17 protein-coding genes and 1 pseudogene are annotated in these 18,018 nt (G+C 66.0%); 6 read left to right on the forward strand and 12 right to left on the reverse strand.

Features of this window, described 5'->3' with window-relative positions:
• Positions 1-17 precede the first annotated feature (17 nt).
• The 3 genes from QE444_RS09350 (at position 18) to rpoS (ending at position 2,767) form a co-directional block, all read left to right on the forward strand.
• A complete protein-coding gene (locus tag QE444_RS09350; protein WP_007159462.1) occupies positions 18-656 on the forward strand; it encodes a protein-L-isoaspartate(D-aspartate) O-methyltransferase in 639 nt (212 codons plus the stop codon).
• A gap of 170 nt (positions 657-826) precedes the next feature.
• A complete protein-coding gene (locus QE444_RS09355; RefSeq protein WP_309738070.1) occupies positions 827-1,663 on the forward strand; it encodes a peptidoglycan DD-metalloendopeptidase family protein in 837 nt (278 codons plus the stop codon).
• Positions 1,664-1,774: 111 nt separating this feature from the next.
• Complete coding sequence (rpoS, locus tag QE444_RS09360; RefSeq protein ID WP_133859798.1) at positions 1,775-2,767, forward strand: RNA polymerase sigma factor RpoS; 993 nt, start codon at positions 1,775-1,777, stop codon at positions 2,765-2,767.
• Positions 2,768-3,173: 406 nt separating this feature from the next.
• On the opposite strand, the gene fdxA is transcribed toward rpoS, so the two are convergent.
• The 10 genes and pseudogenes from fdxA to QE444_RS09410 all read right to left on the reverse strand — a co-directional run bounded on the left by fdxA (position 3,174) and on the right by QE444_RS09410 (position 13,634).
• Positions 3,174-3,497: a ferredoxin FdxA gene (gene fdxA, locus QE444_RS09365; protein WP_059314069.1), complete on the reverse strand. Its 324-nt coding sequence runs from the start codon at positions 3,495-3,497 to the stop codon at positions 3,174-3,176.
• A 68-nt stretch (positions 3,498-3,565) separates the two neighbouring features.
• The gene (gene mutS / locus QE444_RS09370; protein ID WP_280311461.1) at positions 3,566-6,142 is read right to left on the reverse strand and encodes a DNA mismatch repair protein MutS; all 2,577 of its coding nucleotides are present in this window, start codon (positions 6,140-6,142) and stop codon (positions 3,566-3,568) included.
• 92 nt (positions 6,143-6,234) lie between these two features.
• Positions 6,235-7,128, reverse strand: coding sequence for an ATP-binding protein (locus QE444_RS09375; protein ID WP_309738075.1), 894 nt, complete (start codon positions 7,126-7,128; stop codon positions 6,235-6,237).
• Between the two features lie 115 nt (positions 7,129-7,243).
• A pseudogene (locus QE444_RS09380) lies at positions 7,244-8,185 on the reverse strand (PAS domain S-box protein); the annotation flags it as partial.
• 64 nt (positions 8,186-8,249) lie between these two features.
• Positions 8,250-8,456, reverse strand: coding sequence for a hypothetical protein (locus QE444_RS09385; protein ID WP_158895980.1), 207 nt, complete (start codon positions 8,454-8,456; stop codon positions 8,250-8,252).
• A 53-nt stretch (positions 8,457-8,509) separates the two neighbouring features.
• The gene (locus QE444_RS09390; protein ID WP_187978713.1) at positions 8,510-9,493 is read right to left on the reverse strand and encodes a D-glycerate dehydrogenase; all 984 of its coding nucleotides are present in this window, start codon (positions 9,491-9,493) and stop codon (positions 8,510-8,512) included.
• 14 nt (positions 9,494-9,507) lie between these two features.
• Complete coding sequence (locus QE444_RS09395) at positions 9,508-10,791, reverse strand: MFS transporter (RefSeq protein ID WP_309738077.1); 1,284 nt, start codon at positions 10,789-10,791, stop codon at positions 9,508-9,510.
• Positions 10,792-10,834: 43 nt separating this feature from the next.
• Positions 10,835-11,764 carry a sugar kinase gene (locus QE444_RS09400; protein WP_309738079.1) on the reverse strand — a complete coding sequence of 310 codons (930 nt, stop codon included), beginning with the start codon at positions 11,762-11,764 and terminating at the stop codon, positions 10,835-10,837.
• Complete coding sequence (locus tag QE444_RS09405; RefSeq protein WP_280311465.1) at positions 11,757-12,539, reverse strand: sugar phosphate isomerase/epimerase; 783 nt, start codon at positions 12,537-12,539, stop codon at positions 11,757-11,759. The genes QE444_RS09400 and QE444_RS09405 overlap by 8 nt, the downstream gene beginning before the upstream one ends.
• A gap of 57 nt (positions 12,540-12,596) precedes the next feature.
• Positions 12,597-13,634 (reverse strand): substrate-binding domain-containing protein, encoded by a 1,038-nt coding sequence (locus QE444_RS09410; protein WP_187978717.1) that lies wholly within the window; start codon positions 13,632-13,634, stop codon positions 12,597-12,599.
• Positions 13,635-13,799: 165 nt separating this feature from the next.
• Here QE444_RS09410 and QE444_RS09415 point away from each other — a divergent pair, with 165 nt between their 5' ends.
• The 3 genes from QE444_RS09415 to recX all read left to right on the forward strand — a co-directional run bounded on the left by QE444_RS09415 (position 13,800) and on the right by recX (position 15,948).
• A complete protein-coding gene (locus tag QE444_RS09415; RefSeq protein ID WP_187978718.1) occupies positions 13,800-14,300 on the forward strand; it encodes a CinA family protein in 501 nt (166 codons plus the stop codon).
• A gap of 86 nt (positions 14,301-14,386) precedes the next feature.
• Positions 14,387-15,430, forward strand: a complete 1,044-nt coding sequence (recA, locus tag QE444_RS09420; protein ID WP_133859788.1) for a recombinase RecA — start codon at positions 14,387-14,389, stop codon at positions 15,428-15,430.
• 65 nt (positions 15,431-15,495) lie between these two features.
• Positions 15,496-15,948: a recombination regulator RecX gene (gene recX / locus QE444_RS09425; protein WP_158895966.1), complete on the forward strand. Its 453-nt coding sequence runs from the start codon at positions 15,496-15,498 to the stop codon at positions 15,946-15,948.
• Between the two features lie 497 nt (positions 15,949-16,445).
• On the opposite strand, the gene QE444_RS09430 is transcribed toward recX, so the two are convergent.
• Together QE444_RS09430 and QE444_RS09435 are read right to left on the reverse strand one after the other, a co-directional pair.
• Positions 16,446-17,525 (reverse strand): TIGR00730 family Rossman fold protein, encoded by a 1,080-nt coding sequence (locus QE444_RS09430; RefSeq protein WP_187978719.1) that lies wholly within the window; start codon positions 17,523-17,525, stop codon positions 16,446-16,448.
• Between the two features lie 15 nt (positions 17,526-17,540).
• Entirely contained in the window at positions 17,541-17,948 is a 408-nt protein-coding gene (locus QE444_RS09435) for a quorum-sensing-regulated virulence factor family protein (RefSeq protein ID WP_027597050.1), read from the reverse strand.
• Positions 17,949-18,018: the final 70 nt, after the last annotated feature.

Here is an 18,018-nt window from a genome sequence, read left to right on the forward strand (position 1 = left end):
AAAGACACGGCATCGGCATGACCTCCCAGCGCACCCGGGAGCGCCTCATCCAGCGCCTCTACGAAGAGGGGCTGTCCAACGCCCAGGTGCTGGAGGTGATCCGCCGTACGCCGCGTCACCTGTTCGTCGACGAGGCCCTGGCCCATCGCGCCTACGAAGACACGGCGCTGCCCATCGGCCACAACCAGACCATTTCCCAGCCGTTCATGGTGGCGCGCATGACCGAGCTGCTGCTCGCCGGCGGTCCGCTGGACAAGGTCATGGAGATCGGCACCGGCTCCGGCTACCAGACCGCCATCCTGGCGCAGACCGTGGAGCGGGTGTTTTCCGTGGAGCGCATCCAGTCGCTGCAGGACCGAGCCAAGGAGCGCCTGCTCGAACTCAATCTGCGCAACGTGGTGTTTCGCTGGGGCGATGGCTGGGAAGGCTGGCCGGCGCTGGCGCCCTACAACGGCATCATCGTCACCGCCGCGGCGCGGGAAGTGCCCCAGGCGCTGCTCGACCAGCTGGCACCCGGCGGTCGCCTGGTGATCCCGGTAGGCGTCGACGAGGAGCAGAAGCTCCTGCTGATCGTGCGCGAAGCCGAGGGCTTCGTCCGCCATGAACTCAATGCCGTCCGTTTCGTGCCCCTGCTCAATGGACCCCTGGCCCAGTGAGCGACAGGGAACGTTACCCCGGTACCGCGCTCCAAGGCTGCCTGGCGGCCGCGGCCGCTTGAGGCCGGCGGGATGGCCGGACGGTAGATGATCAGACTCTGCGGGAGGAACGGGTGAAGGCCCGAGCGCAAGGATTTCCAGGACGAGGGCGTTCAGGCTGGCTGGCGGGGGTGCTCTTGGCCCTGCTGCTGGCGGGCTGTTCGAGCAACGGCTCGCGAGCGCCGGTGGTCGACCGCGGCGATGGCCGCAGCAGCGTGCCCCAGGTCACTTCCGGGCAGTATCGCGTCAAGCGCGGTGACACCCTGTTCTCCATCGCCTCCCGCAATGGCTGGGAATGGCGTGCCCTGGCAGCCCAGAACGGCCTCCGGGCACCCTATGTCATCCATGTCGGCCAGGTCATCCGTTTCGGCAGCGGTTCCAGCGCCGGTGGTTCCAGTCGCATCATCCGTCGACCGGCCACGGTAGCTTCCGCTCCGGCACCCGGCACTCCGGTGGCGACACCAGTGCCCATCCCGCCGCCCGTCACCTCCAGTCCCACTGTCGCCACCCCGGTGGTGACCCCCAATCTGCCCGCCGCGCCCCCGCCGACGCCGGTAACGCCCGCTCAGACGCCGACCCGTGATGTCCCCCAATCCGCATCCGGTTGGGCCTGGCCGACGAAAGGTACGTTGATCAGCCGCTTCTCGGCCAGCAGCAGCCTAAACAAGGGAATAGACATCGCCGGGCAGGAAGGTCAGCCCGTGATGGCCGCTGCCGACGGTACCGTGGTCTATGCGGGAAATGGTCTACGGGGTTATGGTGAACTGGTTATCGTCAAACACAGCGAAACCTACGTTAGTGCCTACGGTCACAATCGTAGGTTGCTGGTTCGGGAAGGTGAGCGTGTCAAGATAGGGCAGACGATTGCCGAGATGGGTTCGACCGGGACTGATCGGGTCAAGCTCCATTTCGAGATTCGCCGTCAGGGCAAGCCGGTGGATCCCTTGCAGTTTTTGCCCAATCGCTGATTCGCTAGGCGCCGACTCGATCCCGCAGCTTTTTTGGGGGCGAGTCATGGCGCATCGGCAACGTATCGATACGCCCTGGCTCGAAGCGCAGACGAGCAAGGGTTACTCAAGATGATCCAGAACAAACAAGAAACCGAGTACGACCTCGGCGATGATGTCCTGCTTCTCGATTCCAATCCCTTCGGTGAGGAATCCGCCGATTCAGCCATGACCAAGGCGCTCTCCGGGCGCGGCAATCAGGTCTTGCGGGGGGCGAAACTGGCCGACTACGGCCGAGCGCTCGACGCTACCCAGCTCTATCTCAACGAAATCGGCTTTTCGCCGCTGCTGTCACCAGCAGAGGAAGTGCATTTCGCCCGTCTTGCCCAGCGTGGCGATCCCGCCGGTCGCAAGCGCATGATCGAAAGCAACCTGCGCCTGGTGGTGAAGATCGCTCGCCGCTACATCAATCGCGGTCTGTCGCTGCTCGATTTGATCGAGGAGGGCAATCTCGGCCTGATTCGCGCGGTGGAGAAATTCGATCCCGAGCGAGGTTTCCGATTCTCCACCTATGCCACCTGGTGGATCCGGCAGACCATCGAGCGGGCGATCATGAATCAGACCCGCACCATTCGCCTGCCGATCCATGTGGTCAAGGAACTCAACCTGCATCTGCGCGCCGCGCGCGAACTGACCCAGAAGCTCGACCACGAGCCTTCACCCGAGGAAATCGCCGCCCTGCTGGAAAAGCCGGTAGCGGACGTCAAGCGGGTGATGGGCCTGAACGAGCGGATCAGCTCGGTTGACATGGTCCTCGGCCCCGATTCCGACAAGACCCTGCTCGACACCCTGACCGACGACCGCCCCACCGATCCCTGCGAATTGCTGCAGGATTCGGATCTCAACCAGAGCATCGACCAGTGGCTGCTGGAGCTGCCGGAAAAGCAGCGCGAGGTCGTGGTGCGTCGCTTCGGCCTGCGTGGTCATGAAGCCTGCACCCTGGAAGAGGTCGGGCAGGAGATAGGGCTCACCCGCGAGCGGGTCCGGCAGATCCAGGTCGAGGCGCTCAAGCGGTTGCGCGAGATTTTCGAGCGCAATGGCCTGTCCAGTGATTCGCTGTTCTGAACATGCATAGCTGAATGTCAGCCAAACGGAGCCCGGATTTATCCGGGCTTTTTTCTGCGTTTCGTTGTAAGCCAAGGCTTACAGTCCGCGTAAGCATGCATCGCTTCAGGCTGCCGGAAAGTATCGCTTGAGCAGCTCGACTAATAGCCAAGTGCTTGCTGCGTAACGTTTTTTTGTTTCGAGGGGCGTGCTGAGCGCGCTCACCGTGACCGACTGTGGCAGATTGCCAGCCTTCGGCAAAGGCGTACTATCGGCGCTGTGTCTGGGACGACACGGATCGGCAGGAAGCGGATCGGGATCACCTCGGGACGAGGTTCACCAGGACGGTGACAGGATTACAGGGACAGGGACGAAGGGGGCGGAGCGATCCGCCCCCTTTTTTTTGGCCCGGATTTCCAGGCGCGGCCTAGCGCTCGAGCTGGGCGAGCTTGCCGGTCTTGCCATCCCATTCGGCCGCGTCGGGCAGGGCTTCCTTCTTCTCGGTGATGTTCGGCCAGATGTTGGCCAGCTCACTGTTGAGTTCGATGAAGGCTTCCTGGCCGGCCGGTACCTCGTCTTCCGAGAAGATCGCCTGGGCCGGGCACTCGGGCTCGCACAGGGCGCAGTCGATGCACTCGTCCGGGTGAATCACCAGGAAGTTGGGGCCTTCGTAGAAGCAGTCCACCGGGCAGACTTCCACGCAGTCGGTATATTTGCATTTGATGCAGTTGTCAGTGACGACGAAGGTCATCTGCTCGTTCTCCTCAGGCTAAGGCGGCGGATTCTAGCAGCATTGCCGGAACCCTCGTATCCGTTAACTCAGATACGCTTTTTCCATTCGTAGATAAGCTCCAGGGCCCGTCTGGGTGTGATGTCGTCCGGCTGCAGGCGTTCCAGTTCCTCGATGAGAGGATGGGTGGCGCTGGCGAACAGATCGGCCTGCAACGGACGACCCTTGGCCGGCGCGCTTACCGGCAAGGGGGCACCCACCTCACCGTTGAAACTGGCCGCTTCCAGGCGGGCGAGATGCTCCCGCGCGCGCAGGATGACGTCCTCCGGCACGCCGGCCAGTTGGGCCACGGCCAGGCCATAGCTCTGGCTGGCCGGACCGGGCAGCACATGGTGCAGGAAGACGATGCGGTCGTTGTGCTCGGTGGCGTTGAGGTGGACGTTGGCCACGCTCGGCTGGCCTTCCGGCAGCACGGTCAGCTCGAAGTAATGGGTGGCGAACAGCGTCCAGGCGCGCAGGCGCGCCAGTTGCTCGGCGGCGGCCCAGGCCAGGGACAGGCCGTCGAAAGTACTGGTGCCGCGGCCGACCTCGTCCATCAGCACCAGGCTGTGTTCGCTGGCGTTGTGCAGGATGTTGGCGGTCTCGCTCATCTCCACCATGAAGGTGGAGCGGCCACCGGCCAGGTCGTCGCTGGAGCCGATGCGGGTGAAGATGCGATCCACCAGGGACAGCTCGCAACTCGCCGCCGGGACGAAGCTGCCGACATGGGCCAGCAGCACGATCAGCGCGGTCTGGCGCATGTAGGTGGACTTGCCGCCCATGTTCGGGCCGGTGATCACCAGCATGCGGGTGTCGTTGTCGAGGGTGACGTCGTTGGCGACGAAGGGCGTTTCCAGCACCTGCTCCACCACCGGGTGACGTCCCTGGCCGATTTTCAGGCAGGGCTCCGCGACGAAGCGCGGCTTGTTCAGGTCCAGGTTCAGGGCGCGCTCGGCGAAGTTGGCCAGGACGTCCAGTTCGGCCAGGGCCGCGGCGCTGTCCTGCAAGGGCGCCAGGTGACCGATGAGTTCCTCCAGCAGCGCCTCGTAGAGGGCCTTTTCCCGCGCCAGGGCGCGACTCTGGGCCGACAGCGCCTTGTCTTCGAAGGCCTTGAGCTCCGGGGTGATGAAGCGCTCGGCGCCCTTGAGGGTCTGGCGGCGGATGTAGTCGGCCGGTGCCGACTCGGCCTGGCGGCTGGGGATCTCGATGAAATAGCCGTGGACGCGGTTGTAGCCGACCTTGAGGCCTTGCAGGCCGGTGCGGGCCTTTTCCCGGGCCTCCAGGTCCATGAGGAACTGGCCGGCGTTTTCGCTCAGGGTCTGCAGCTCGTCCAGCTCGCTGTCGTAGCCGCGCTTGATGACGCCGCCGTCGCGGATCACCGCCGGCGGATTGTCGATGATGGCGCGAGCCAGGGTCGCAGCCAGTTCCGGATAGGTCTTGATGCTTTTGGCCAGGTCGAGCAGGTGCGGGGCGATCATCTGCGTCAACCCCTCCTGCAGCGCCGGCAGCGCGGCCAGGGCGTCTCTCAGGCGCGCGAGGTCGCGCGGGCGGGCGTTGCGCAGGCCGATACGGGCGAGGATGCGCTCCAGGTCGCCGATGTCCTTGAGTTGCGGCTGCAGCGTCTCGAAGCGATAGCCTTCCAGCAGGCAGGTGATGGCGTCCTGGCGCGCCTCGATCACCGCGCGATTGCGCAGCGGCCGATTCAGCCAGCGGGTCAGCAGACGACTGCCCATGGCGGTCTGACAGCGGTCCACCACCGACTGCAGGGTGTTGTCGCGGCCACCGGCCAGGTTGACGTCCAGCTCCAGGTTGCGGCGGCTGGCGCCGTCGAGGATGACGGTGTCGTCCAGGCGCTCGTGCCTGAGGCTGCGCAGGTGCGGCAGGGCGGTGCGCTGGGTTTCCTTGGCATAGGCCAGCAGGCAGCCGGCGGCGCCGAGGGCCAGGCCCAGCTTGTCGCAGCCGAAGCCCTTGAGGTCGCCGGTACCGAATTGCTGGCAGAGACTCTTGAGCGCCGAATCGCAGTCGAAGTCCCAGGGCGCCCGGCGGCGCACGCCGCGGCGCTTCTCGGCGGGAAGGCCGGCGGGCCAGTCGTCGGGGATCAGCAGCTCGGCGGGATTGAGACGATCAAGCTCGGCCAGCAGGGTCTCCCAGCCGGCCAGTTCCTGCACGGTGAAGCGGCCGCTGGCGATGTCCAGCACGGCCAGGCCGAACAGGCGCTCGTCGCCCAGCACGGCGGTCAGCAGGTTGTCGCGGCGCTCGTCCAGCAGCGCTTCGTCACTGACGGTGCCAGGGGTGATGATGCGCACCACCTGGCGTTCCACCGGGCCCTTGCTGGTGGCGGGATCGCCGATCTGCTCGCAGATCACCACGGATTCGCCGAGCTTGACCAGCTTGGCCAGGTAGCCTTCGGCGGAGTGGAAGGGGATGCCGGCCATGGGGATGGACTTGCCGGCCGAGGCGCCGCGGGCGGTCAGGGTGATGTCGAGCAACTTGGCGGCACGCCGGGCGTCGTCATAGAACAGCTCGTAGAAATCGCCCATGCGATAGAACAGCAGCTGTTCGGGATGCTGATGCTTGATCTTGAGGTACTGTTGCATCATGGGCGTGTGCGCGGAGAGATCGCTCATGCGGGTGTTTCGATCCGGTTGCCTGTGGATAGCCGCGTATTGTCCACCAACTGGCGGCGTTTGTCGGCCCCGCTCGGCTCAGTGCAGCGGTATCAGGCCTGCGGCCCTTGTTCGCGGGCAGCCAGCAGCTGATCGATGCGGGCCATCAGCCGTTCCAGGGTGAAAGGCTTGGCCAGCACCTCGACATCTGGAACAGGCAAGGCCTCGCCAGGCAGGTTTGCCTCGGCATAGCCGGTGATCAACAGGGTCATCAGACCCGGGCGGCGTTCCCGGGCCAGGGCGGCGAGCTGGCAGCCACTCAGCCCGCCCGGCAGGCCGACATCGGCAATCAGCAAGTCCAGCGAGATATCCGATTCCAGTACCTGCAGCGCCGCGGCGGCATCGGGTGCCTCCAGGGTATGGATGCGATGTTCGCGCAGGGCTTCGTCCACCAGCATGCGCACCAGAGGTTCGTCGTCCACCACCAGGACGGTCATGCCGTCGGGATAGCGCAGCGCTGGAGCCGACGGCGTCTCCACTGACGACGCTGAAGGCTCCACCAGGCGCGGCAGATAGAGGGTCACGGTGGTGCCTTGGCCGGGTGCCGAGGCGATATGGGCGACCCCGCCGGATTGCCTGGCGAAGCCATAGATCATCGACAGGCCAAGCCCGGTGCCCATGCCCACCGGCTTGGTGGTGAAGAAGGGATCGAAGGCCCGCGCCAGCACCGCGGGCGGCATCCCGGAACCGGTGTCGAGCACTGCCAGGGTCACATAGTCGCCAGCCGGCAATTCCAGCGCGGCGGCCTGGGCGTCGTTGAGTCGGCGATTGGCGGTGACGATGCGCAGCATCCCGCCCTCGGGCATGGCATCCCGGGCGTTGATGCACAGGTTGAGCAGGGCGTTCTCCAGCTGATGGGGATCGCAAAGGGTGAGATTCAACGCCTCCGCCAGTTCGATATGGATCTCGATCTGGGGGCCGACCGAGCGGCGGATGAGTTCCTCCATGCCCAGCACCAGTGCGTTGGTCTGGGTGGCCGAAGGATCCAGCGCCTGGCGACGGGGAAAAGGCGAGCAGGCGGTGGGTCAGCGCCGCGGCGCGCTCGGCGGCACCCTTGGCGCCACTGGCATAGCGCTCGAGATCGGTGAAGCGGCCTTGTTCGAGTCTCAGACTGAGCATGTCCAGACTGCCGATCACACCGGTCAGCAGGTTGTTAAAGTCATGAGCGATGCCTCCGGTCAGCTGGCCCACGGCTTCCATCTTCTGGCTCTGGCGCAGCTGTTCCTCGGTCTGGCGCAGGGCTTCCTGTTGCTCACGGATGGCGGTGACTTCGCGCACCGCAGAATAGATGAGGCCATCCTGCAACACCGAATTCCACGACAACCAGCGATAGCCGCCTTCTCGATGCCGATAGCGATTCTCGAAGCCGAACACCGGTTCGCCGTCCTTCAGGCGTTCCAGGGCCGTCTCGGTGCGGGCGCGATCCTCGACATGCACGAAGGCCATGAAAGGCTCGTGGCGCAACTGTTCTTCGCTCCAGCCCAGGGTGCTGGTCCAGGCTGGATTAAGGTCCAGCAGCTGGCCCTCCAGGGTCGCCGTACAGAGCAGATCGGGGCTGGCCTGCCAGATCAGATCACGCTGGCGGGTGCGCAGGGTGACCTGTTCGCCGAGATTGCCGGCGAAGCGATAGAGAGACTCCAGGCTGCGGCGCTGGGCCGCGCAGACCACCGCCATGATGACGTTGACCAGCACGAACAGCGCATGGGACACCCAGCGTTCCGAGAACAGTGCGAAATAGGCGGGTGCCTTGACGAAGAGGGTCTCGGCCAGCAGCACCGACAACAGGGTGGCGAAGATGCCGGGACCCAGGCCGAACCAGAAGGCCGCGGCCATGATGAAGGGAATGAACAGCAGATAGGGCAGGCTGTCGATGCCCAGGCTCAGGCGGATTCCGGCCGCGATGGCGATCAGCAGGGTAGCGCCCAGAAAGCGCAAGGGAGCCGGCGTCTCCCGCGGGACCAGCTTGAGCAGCCGGCCGAGCAGGGTATGGGTGGCAATGGGCACTGGCGCTAGACCTCGGGGCGCTGATCGCTCACGGTATCGAACGGGTCACGACCGGCAGGCCGGCTCAGGTGCCCTCGTGCCGCTCGAATTCCTCGACTGCGCGTACCACGCCAGCGTTGTCCGCCGCCGTGCTGCGGGCCTGGCGCTCGAAGGCGGTGGCCAGCTCATTGACCAGTTGCAGCAGACGCGGGATGTCGCCGCTGCGTTCGGCATCGGCGGCCTGCTCGCGCACGCGGTTGACGAAGGCTTGGGGATCGTCGAAGGCGGTCATGGGGCGTTCTCCGTTGTGATGATACTTGTCTGACCACAAATGACGGCCAAGGCTCACTCGCGCCGCGTCCAGGCCTGCGGATTGACCAGATTTGCCGGTCGCTGACCGCCCAGGGCGGCCAGCAGGTTGTCCACCGCGCAACGGGCCATGGCCTCGCGCGTCTCCCGGGTCGCCGAGCCCAGGTGCGGCGTGGGCACCACGTTGGGCAGCTGCAGCAGGGGCGAGTCCGGCGCCACGGGTTCCCGATCGAAGACGTCCAGCCCGGCGCCACGCAGCCGGCCTTCCTGCAAGGCGGCGATCAGGGCGGCTTCATCGATGACCGGGCCGCGCGAGACGTTGATCAGGATGGCGTGGGGCGGCAACCGGGCCAGTTCGGCGGCGCCCAGCAGGTGATGGGTCTCGTCGCTCAGGGGTACGGTGATGCAGAGGAAGTCGCAGCTCGCCAGCAACTCGGGCAGCGGCAGGAAGCGCGCGCCGAAGCGCTCGTCCACCTCGGGCTTGGCGGCGTGGGCGGTGTAGTTGACCTGCATGCCGAAACCCAGGTGGGCGCGGCGGGCGATGGCCTGGCCGATGCGGCCCATGCCCACCAGGCCCAGGGTCTTGCCATGGACGTCGCAACCGAAATGCGCCTCGCCCAGACTGGCCTGCCACTGGCCGGCGCGTACCCAGTCCGCCAGTTCGACGATGCGCCGCGCGGTGGCCAGCAACAGGGCGAAGGCGGCATCGGCGACGCTTTCGGTGAGCACATCCGGGGTGTTGCAGAGCAGGATGCCGCGCCGCTCCAGATAGGGCAGGTCATAGCTGTCGAAGCCGACCGAGACGCTGGCGATGGCTTCCAGCCGGGGAGCCAGGTCCAGCAGTTCGGGCGTCAGCTTGTAGCTGGAGCCGAGCAGCCCCTGGGCCTCGGGCAGGCGTTCGCGCAGGCGGGCCTCCCCGCCCGGCGCCTTGACGTCGACGTATTCCAGATCGAAGGCTTCGTCCAGTCGCGCGGTCAGCGCCGGCGACAGGGCCTTGTAGTGGATCACCTTCTTTTTCATGGACAGCGCTTCCTCTAGTGACTGGTGGCGGGCTTGAGCGCCGCGGCGCGGGTGACCGGTTCCTGGCGCAGCAGCAGGGTCAGGACCACGGCCACCAGCAGGGCGCCGCCCATGAAGCCGAAGGACGCGCCGGGACCACCGGTCACGCCGTTGAGATAGCCCACCAGGTAGGAACCGGCAAAGGAGCCCAGGGCGCCCATGCTGTTGATCAGCGCCATGGCGCCGCCGGCGACGTTGCCAGGCAGGATCTCCGGAACGATGGCGAAGAAGGGGCCGTAGGGGGCGTACATGCAGGCACCGGCGACCACCAGCAGGGCATAGGACCACCAGAAATGCTGGGTGCCGAGGGCGAAGGAGCCGAGGAAGGCCAGGGCGGCGATCAGCAGCGGCGGCCAGACGAACAGCTTGCGATTTTGCATGCGGTCCGAGGCCCAGGACACCCCGAGCATGGCCAGTACCGCGGCCAGATAGGGCAGCGAAGACAGCCAGCCGGCCTGAACGATGTCCAGGTGGGCGCCCTGGCGCAGGATCGACGGCAACCAGATGACGAAGCCATAGACGCCGATGCTCCAGCAGAAATACTGCAGCGACAGCAGGATGACCTTGGGCGAACGGAAGGCTTCGGCGTAGTTCTTGACCGGCTTCATGCCCTGCTGCTCGGCCTTCAGCGCCTCTTCCAGGCGGGCCTTTTCGTCAGCGGCGAGCCACTTGGCATCCTTGGGCCGCTCGGCGGCCAGGCGCCACCAGATGAAGGCCCAGATCACCGCCGGCAGGCCTTCGATGATGAACATCCAGCGCCAGTCCAGGGCATGGATCAGATAACCCGAGACCACCGACATCCAGAGGATGGTCACCGGATTGCCGAGGATCAGAAAGGTATTGGCCCGGGAACGCTCACGCTTGGTGAACCAGTGGCAGAGATAGACCAGCATCGCCGGCATCACCGCCGCCTCGACGACGCCGAGCAGGAAGCGGATGGCGATCAGCAGGGTGACGTTGGGTACCAAGCCGGTCAGGGTCGCCAGACCGCCCCAGGCGATCAGGCTCCAGAAGATCAGTCGCTTGACGCTGCGCTTCTCGGCATAGATGGCGCCGGGCACCTGGAAGAAGAAGTAGCCGAGAAAGAACAGCGCGCCGAGCAGCGAGGACATTGCCGGGGTGATGCCCAGGTCGTCGGCCATGCCCGAGGCCGCGGCGAAGCCGTAGTTGGCCCGATCGAGATAGGCCAGGCTGTAGGTGATGAAGACCACCGGCATCAGATACCACCAGCGGCGTGGAGCGAGAGGGGAAGCGTTCATGGGGTCACCTGCTTGATTGTTCTTGTCAGGGGGTTGGCGTCGATCAGGGGAGTTCGTGGCGGTAGGGCAATCCTTCCATGTCACCGACCACCTGCACGGCGCGGGCGCCGATCCAGTTGCCGCGGGCGACGGCGGCGGCGACGTCGAGACCGTCGAGCAGGGCGCTGACGAAGCCGGTGGCGAAGCCATCGCCGGCGCCAACGGTGTCGACCACCTCGGCCACCGCTACGCCGGGGACCTCGCCCTCGGCGTCGGGCGTGCGCCAGTAGCCGCCCTCGGGGCCGAGCTTGATGGCCACGGCCTTGGCGCCGCGATCCAGGTAGAAGGCGGCGATGTCCGCCGGGGTGTCGTAGCCGGTCAGCAGCCGGCCCTCGGCCAGGCCGGGCAGCACCCAGTCGGCCAGGGCGGCGAGGTCGTTGAGTTCACGGCGCATCTGGTCTTCGCTGTCCCACAGCGACGGCCGCAGATTGGGATCGAAGGAGATGCTGCGACCGGCGTCGCGCATGGCCTGCAGCAGATGACGGCTGAAGGCGCGGGCGCTGTCCGACAGCGCTTGCGGAATACCGGTGGCATGCAGGTGACGCGCCTGCAGCAGGCTGGGGTCGAAGTCTTCTTCGATGTTGAGGTGGCTGGCCGCCGAGCCGCGGCGGAAGTACTCCACCACCGGATCGCTGCCATCGGTGGCGCGGGACTTGAGCTGGAAGCCGGTGGGGTGCCGGGGATCGACGGTGAGGCGGCGGCAGTCCAGGCCCTCGGCCTCGAGACTGGCGCGCACGAAGCGGCCAAAGGAGTCATCGCCCACCCGCGACAGCCAGGCGACCTTGAAGCCCAGGCGACTCAGGCCGATGGCCACGTTGTTATCGGCGCCGGCGATGCGCTTGCCGAACTGGTCGACCGTGGCCAGCTCACCAGGCGTCTCGGCGACGAACATGGTCATGGTTTCGCCAAAGGCGAGGATGTCGATGTCAGCCATGCCGGCGCTCCTCCCGGGCCTGCCCATCCAGGGTGCGTAGCGCCGCTACCTGGCGGCGGGTCTCGGCCAGCAGATCCGCCCCCATCAGCGGAAATTCGATGGCGCGGCGCAGGCGGCTGGGGAAGTGCGCCATCAGGCCCTGCCAGGCCAGCAGGTCGGCGGCTTCCGGCGGTACGGCGTGCAGGCCACCGGCCCGCCGGCGCACCGCCTTGCAATGCAGGTAACGGACGTCGGGGCCGAGCAGGCGAGCAGCCTGCAAAGGGTCTTCGTCCTGCCAGCGCCAGTTGCCGACGTCGAAGGTCAGCGCCACCGGCAACTGGATTGCCCGGGCCGCCTGGATGAAGGCGCGCAGTGGCTCGACCCGGCCGCCCTGGGCGGTCTGGTCGTTTTCCACCAGCAGCTGTGGGCCGTCGCCTGTCAGCAGGCTGGCGAGCGGCGCCAGATCGGCCGCCGCGCGGTAGTGCCCGAGGGACACCTTGAGTGTATCGGCGCCCAGCAGGCGGGCTTCCGCGAGGGCCGAGGGCAGACGTGGCGAGAGGGCCGCGCCGGCGTCGGGCCAGAGTTCGAGGGGGACCGAATAGACACAGCCCAGACCAGCTGCCTGGATGGCGGCGCCCAGGGCGGCGAAATCGGGCGCCTCGGTAAAGAGTTCGGCGCGGATTTCCACATGGGTGGCGCCCGCGGCGGCGATCAGGTCGAGCCAGGCGGCCTGACCCTGGGTACGGACCCCGTCGGCACCAAAGGCCGAGGTGGTGATGGCGATCTCCGGTGGCATTGTTGTTCTCCTGAAACCGGTTTCAACAAAAGACGAGCAAAAGGGCGAAAGGTGCCTCTAGGTTCGGGCGCGAGTCGACTGACGGATGCGCAATTCCGCGCCGAAGGTCTGCTGCACCGGGGCGCTGCGATCCCCGTCGATCCGCCGCTGCAACCGCTCGAAGGCGGCTATGCCCAGGGCATGGGTCGGCTGGGCAAGGGCGCTGATGCCGCCACCCACCAGGGGAAACCAGTCGAGGTCGTCGAGAGCGAGCAGGCCGAGGCGTTCGAACAGGGGTTCGCCCAGGGCCTGCAGCGCCAGGGTCGTCGCCAGGGTCGCCACGCCATTGGCGGTGAGCAGCGCCTTGGGGCCGGGTCCGGGGCTGGCGAGAAAGGCGGCCAGTGCCGTCTGCAAGGCCAGGGCATCGTCGGCCTGGGCGCAATGCCCGCCACGACAGCCAGGATGGTCGGCCAGGGCTGCGTCGAAGGCCGTCAGCCGCTGGCGGCGGGAGCTGGTGCCGTCCAGAGGTTCGCTGACCAGCAACAGGTCGCGATACCCCTGACACTGCAGGTGGGCCACGCCTTCGGCGATGGCCTGGTGGTTGTCGAGGCCGACCAGATCGGCCTCGACGCCCGGCAGTTCGCGATCCAGCAGCACCAGCGGCAGGCGGCTGCCCAGGTGGCGCAGGTCGGCGGCGTGCTGGCCAAAGGTGTTCACGATCAGGCCTTCGATGCTGTAGGACTGCAGCGCGGCCAGTTGCTGGCGCTCCTGGCGGGCGTCCTGGTCGGTGTTGCAGATCAGCAGCGAATAGCCCTGCTGGCGGCAGGCGGTTTCCACGCCATGCATCACCGCGGTGGAGTAGGGATTGAGCAGATCGGCCACCAGCATCCCGATCAGGCGGCTGCGACCGCGCTTGAGGCCACGGGCCATCTGGTTGGGCTGGAAATCGAGGGCGACCACGGCCTGCTCGATACGCGCGGCGAGGGAATCGGACAGCAGGCGGCGATCGTCGCTGATGTAGCGAGACACGCTGGCCTTGGACACGCCGGCGGCGGCGGCCACTTCGGCGATGGTCGCACGGGTGGCGCGCGGACCGGGGAGAAAGACATCGTTCATGGCGTACCGCTGTTAGGATTTTGTAGGTGCCTGAAACCGGTTTCAGTAAATCTTTTCTCACGCGGACCGGCAAGCCGGTCTAAGGTGCAGGCCGACCAGTGGTCGCCGCAGGCGGTCGCTGGCCGCGGTCACCTTTTATGTTCTCCTTTGCACAGGAAGGTCTCGATGGACTCCCTCGACAGTCTCGCCCAACAACTGGGTGAAGCCCTGCAGGCGGCCGGCGCCCAGGTCACCACTGCCGAATCCTGCACCGGTGGCGGCATCGCCGAGGCGATCACCCGCGTCGCCGGCAGCTCGGCCTGGTTCGAGGCCGGCTTCGTCACCTACTCCAACCGCCAGAAGACCCTGCAACTGGGCGTGCCCGAGGCGCTGTTCGAGCAGGTCGGCGCGGTCAGTGAGGAGGTGGTGGCGGCCATGGCGCTGGGCGCGCAACAGCGTGCCGGTGCCCGCTTCGCGGTCGCGGTGAGCGGTATCGCCGGGCCGGGCGGCGCGGTGCCGGGCAAGCCGGTCGGTACCGTCTGGCTGGCCTGGCGCGACGGCGAAAAATTGCACACCGAACGGCAGGTATTTGCGGGTGATCGCGCCGCCGTTCGCCAGCAGACCCAGGTCCGCGCGCTGGAGGTTTTATTGGCCTTCCTGACCGAGGAAAAAGGCCCTCAGGTGTAGCAACCAGGGGGTGAATATGGTTTAATACTGTTCACTTATACAGGTATCCACGGCCGTCTGGCCCTTCTTTCTCCGAGAGGAATCTAATGGACGACAACAAAAAGCGTGCCCTGGCCGCGGCCTTGGGACAGATCGAAAAGCAATTCGGCAAGGGCACCGTGATGCGCATGGGCGATCACGAGCGCCAGGCCATTCCGGCGATTTCCACCGGCTCCCTGGGCCTGGACATCGCCCTTGGCATCGGTGGTCTGCCCAAGGGCCGGATCGTCGAAATCTACGGTCCCGAGTCCTCGGGCAAGACCACCCTGACCCTGTCGGTCATCGCCCAGGCCCAGAAGCAGGGCGCCACCTGCGCCTTCGTCGACGCCGAACATGCCCTGGATCCGGACTACGCCGGCAAGCTGGGCGTCAATGTCGACGACCTGCTGGTGTCCCAGCCGGATACCGGTGAACAGGCCCTGGAAATCACCGACATGCTGGTGCGCTCTAACGCCGTCGACGTCATCATCGTCGACTCCGTGGCCGCTCTGGTGCCCAAGGCCGAGATCGAAGGCGAGATGGGTGACATGCACGTGGGCCTGCAGGCGCGCCTGATGTCCCAGGCGCTGCGCAAGATCACCGGCAACATCAAGAACGCCAACTGCCTGGTCATCTTCATCAACCAGATCCGCATGAAGATCGGGGTGATGTTCGGCAACCCCGAGACCACCACCGGCGGTAACGCCCTGAAGTTCTATTCGTCGGTCCGCCTGGACATCCGTCGCATCGGCGCGGTGAAGGAAGGCGACGAGGTGATCGGCAGCGAAACCCGCGTCAAGGTGGTCAAGAACAAGGTGGCACCGCCGTTCCGCCAGGCCGAGTTCCAGATCCTCTATGGCAAGGGTATCTACCTGAACGGCGAGATCATCGATCTGGGCGTGCAGCTGGGTCTGATCGAGAAGTCGGGTGCCTGGTACAGCTACCAGGGCAGCAAGATCGGCCAGGGCAAGGGTAACGCTGCCAAGTTCCTGGAAGACAATCCCGAGATCAAGGGCGCCGTGGACAAGGCGATCCGCGAAAAGCTGCTGAGCCAGCCGACCAATCAGAAAGCCGAAGTGGCTGCTGAAGAAGGCGCTGACGTCGATCTCTGATCGCCTGCCAGTGTTCCAGACGACCCCCGCCCCGTGCGGGGGTTTTCGTATGAGGAGGATCACCCTTGGGCAATCCGCTGGATACCACCGCTGCCATCCGTTTCGCTGCCATGGATCTGCTGGCGCGTCGCGAGCATGGCCGTGAAGAGCTGTCGCGCAAGCTGCGTCGGCGCGGGGCCGAGGAGGAACTGCTCGGTCCGGTGCTGGATCGCCTGGCCGAGGATGGCCTGCTCGATGAAAGTCGCTATCTGGAGAGCTATATCGCCAGCCGTGCCCGCTCCGGTTACGGGCCCATGCGCATCCGCGAGGAACTGGGCCAGCGTGGCCTGAAAAGAGAGCAGGTGGAGATGGCCCTGCGCGAAGCGGACGTGGACTGGCAGGCGCAGCTGGAAGAGGTATGGCGCCGGAAATTCGGTACGCCGCCGGCCGACGCCAAGGAGCGTGCCAAGCAGGGGCGTTTCCTGGCCTACCGAGGCTATGCCATGGACGGGATCAACCGGGTGCTGAGTCGGCGGTAGTGGGGTGTGGCTTGCGGTGTTGGGCTTCGCTGTGATCAGCGCCAGCCTGCAGGTCCATCCCGCCCAAGGTGAGTGATTGATTGCGGGAAATGAACGCGCGCACGACTAACCCCCTCTCCCTGAGGAAGAGGGTTGGGGTGAGGGGGTGCTTCGCGGTGATGCCGAATGGAAAGGAGGCGCCATTTTCCGTGCGTTTGCCAGGACACGAATCGAGTTCAGAGCCATCGCGGCCATGGGCCGCTCCTACAGTCAAATCAGTGTCTGTAAGAGCGGCCCATGGCCGCGATGGCAGCGATCACTTCGGTCCCGCACCGCAGGTTCGCGCTGAGCACAGTGGCGCCTAGCATCGGTTCTGGTGTTGGATATCGTTGGGCTTCGCTGCGCTCAACCGAACCTACGGGAGAGTGCTGCAGGTTGGGTTGAGACGGCCCCATCGTCGAAGCCCAACATGGCGGCAGAGTCTGGATACGTTGGGCTTCGCAGTGCTCAGCGCCAACCTACGTGACTGCCCAATGCTCCGGCCGATTGAGTTCGTCCACCAGTTCGCGCAGACGACCGTAGTGACGGCCATGGAAGTCGAAGGCGAGGCGCGTCAGATGGGCGAATTCCGCTTCGTCGGGCTGGCCTTCCCCGGGCGCCAGCTGGGTGAAGCCCGGGGTCCGGCAGAGGTCGCCGAAATCCGTTGCCAGGCGCTCAAGACAGGCCGGTGTCAGGGCGTGCTTGAGGCGGATATGCAACAGGCCGTCACGTCGGCGGGTGGAGTGGTAGTTGCCATAGAAGTGCTCGATCTCGGCGGCGGCGGCTTCCGGTGAGCGTACCAGCCGGACCAGCTTGAGATCGGCTGGCAGGATGTAGCCTTCCTCCAGCAGATTGCGCTGCAGATAGGCCAGGGTGTCGTCCCAGAAGTGGCCGTCGGGGGTGTCCAGCAGGACCAGCGGCACCAGCGGACTCTTGCCGGTCTGGATCAGGGTGAGCACCTCGAAGGTCTCGTCCAGGGTGCCGAAACCGCCGGGGCAGAGCACCAGGGCATCCGCCTCCTTGAGAAAGAACAGCTTGCGCACATAGAAGAAGTGAAAGGACAGCAGGTGATCCGTGCCCTCGATGGTGGGATTGGCGCGCTGTTCGAAGGGCAGGGTGATGTTGAAGCCGAGACTGGCCTCGGGCCCTGCGCCTTCGTGGGCCGCGCCCATGATGCCGGCGCCGCCGCCGGTGATGACCATCATGTCGCGGCGGGCCAGGGCACTGCCCAGTTCGCGGGCGAGGGCATAGAGGCCATGATCGATGCGGGTCCGCGCCGAGCCGAATACCGTGACCTTGCGTCGCCTGCGGAAACGCTCGAGGGTGCGGAAGGCCTGCTCCAGCTCCTTGAGCGTCTGCAGCATGATCTTGGCGTCCCAGCGTGCCGGATTGGTCTGCGCCATGCGCACCACCGTCACCAGCATCTCGCGGTAGAGGCCCAGGTTGGGACTGCCGCCCGGGAGGGCGTGCTCCAGCAATTCGTCGATGCGCTGACCGAGGTCGGCGGCGCTGGGCTCCACGTGGCGGGCCAGGTAGCTGTCGTCGCTGTCCTCGGTCATGGCCGCGGTCTCCGCTTACTTGCCCAGGCCGCAGTCGGCCGCCTGGAAGCGCTCGACCATGACCGGCTTGTTGGTCTGGTATTCGGTGAAGTCATAGACCAGGGTGGCGCCACGGGCCAGCAGCTGGCGATAACCATTGTTTTGGCAGACGCTTTCGGCGAGCTGTACCCGCACCGTGGCCGGATTCTCGCGCATGCGGGCGGCATGGGCCGGGCGGACGCTGAGGTTGTTGATCAGCTGCTTGCCCTGCACGGTATAGCCGCGGTCGAGGATGTCTTCGTTGATGGCGCGGGGCGTGCCCTGGCTGCTCTCGGTCGCCACCTTGCGCAGCATCTGGTTGAGCTCGTGGTCCTTGAGCGACTCGGCCGCCTGGACGGTGAAGGGCAGGGCGAGGGTCAGGGCGAGCAAAGCAAAACGAGGCATCGTGTTCTCCAGCGTAGAGGAGCCCGTTTCGACCGTGGTCGCGGGCGGGGGTTCGCAGGGCGTCTGCGCA

Source organism: Pseudomonas sp. SORGH_AS_0199 (genome assembly GCF_031453735.1).
Taxonomy (GTDB): Bacteria; Pseudomonadota; Gammaproteobacteria; order Pseudomonadales; family Pseudomonadaceae; genus Chryseomonas; species Chryseomonas aestiva.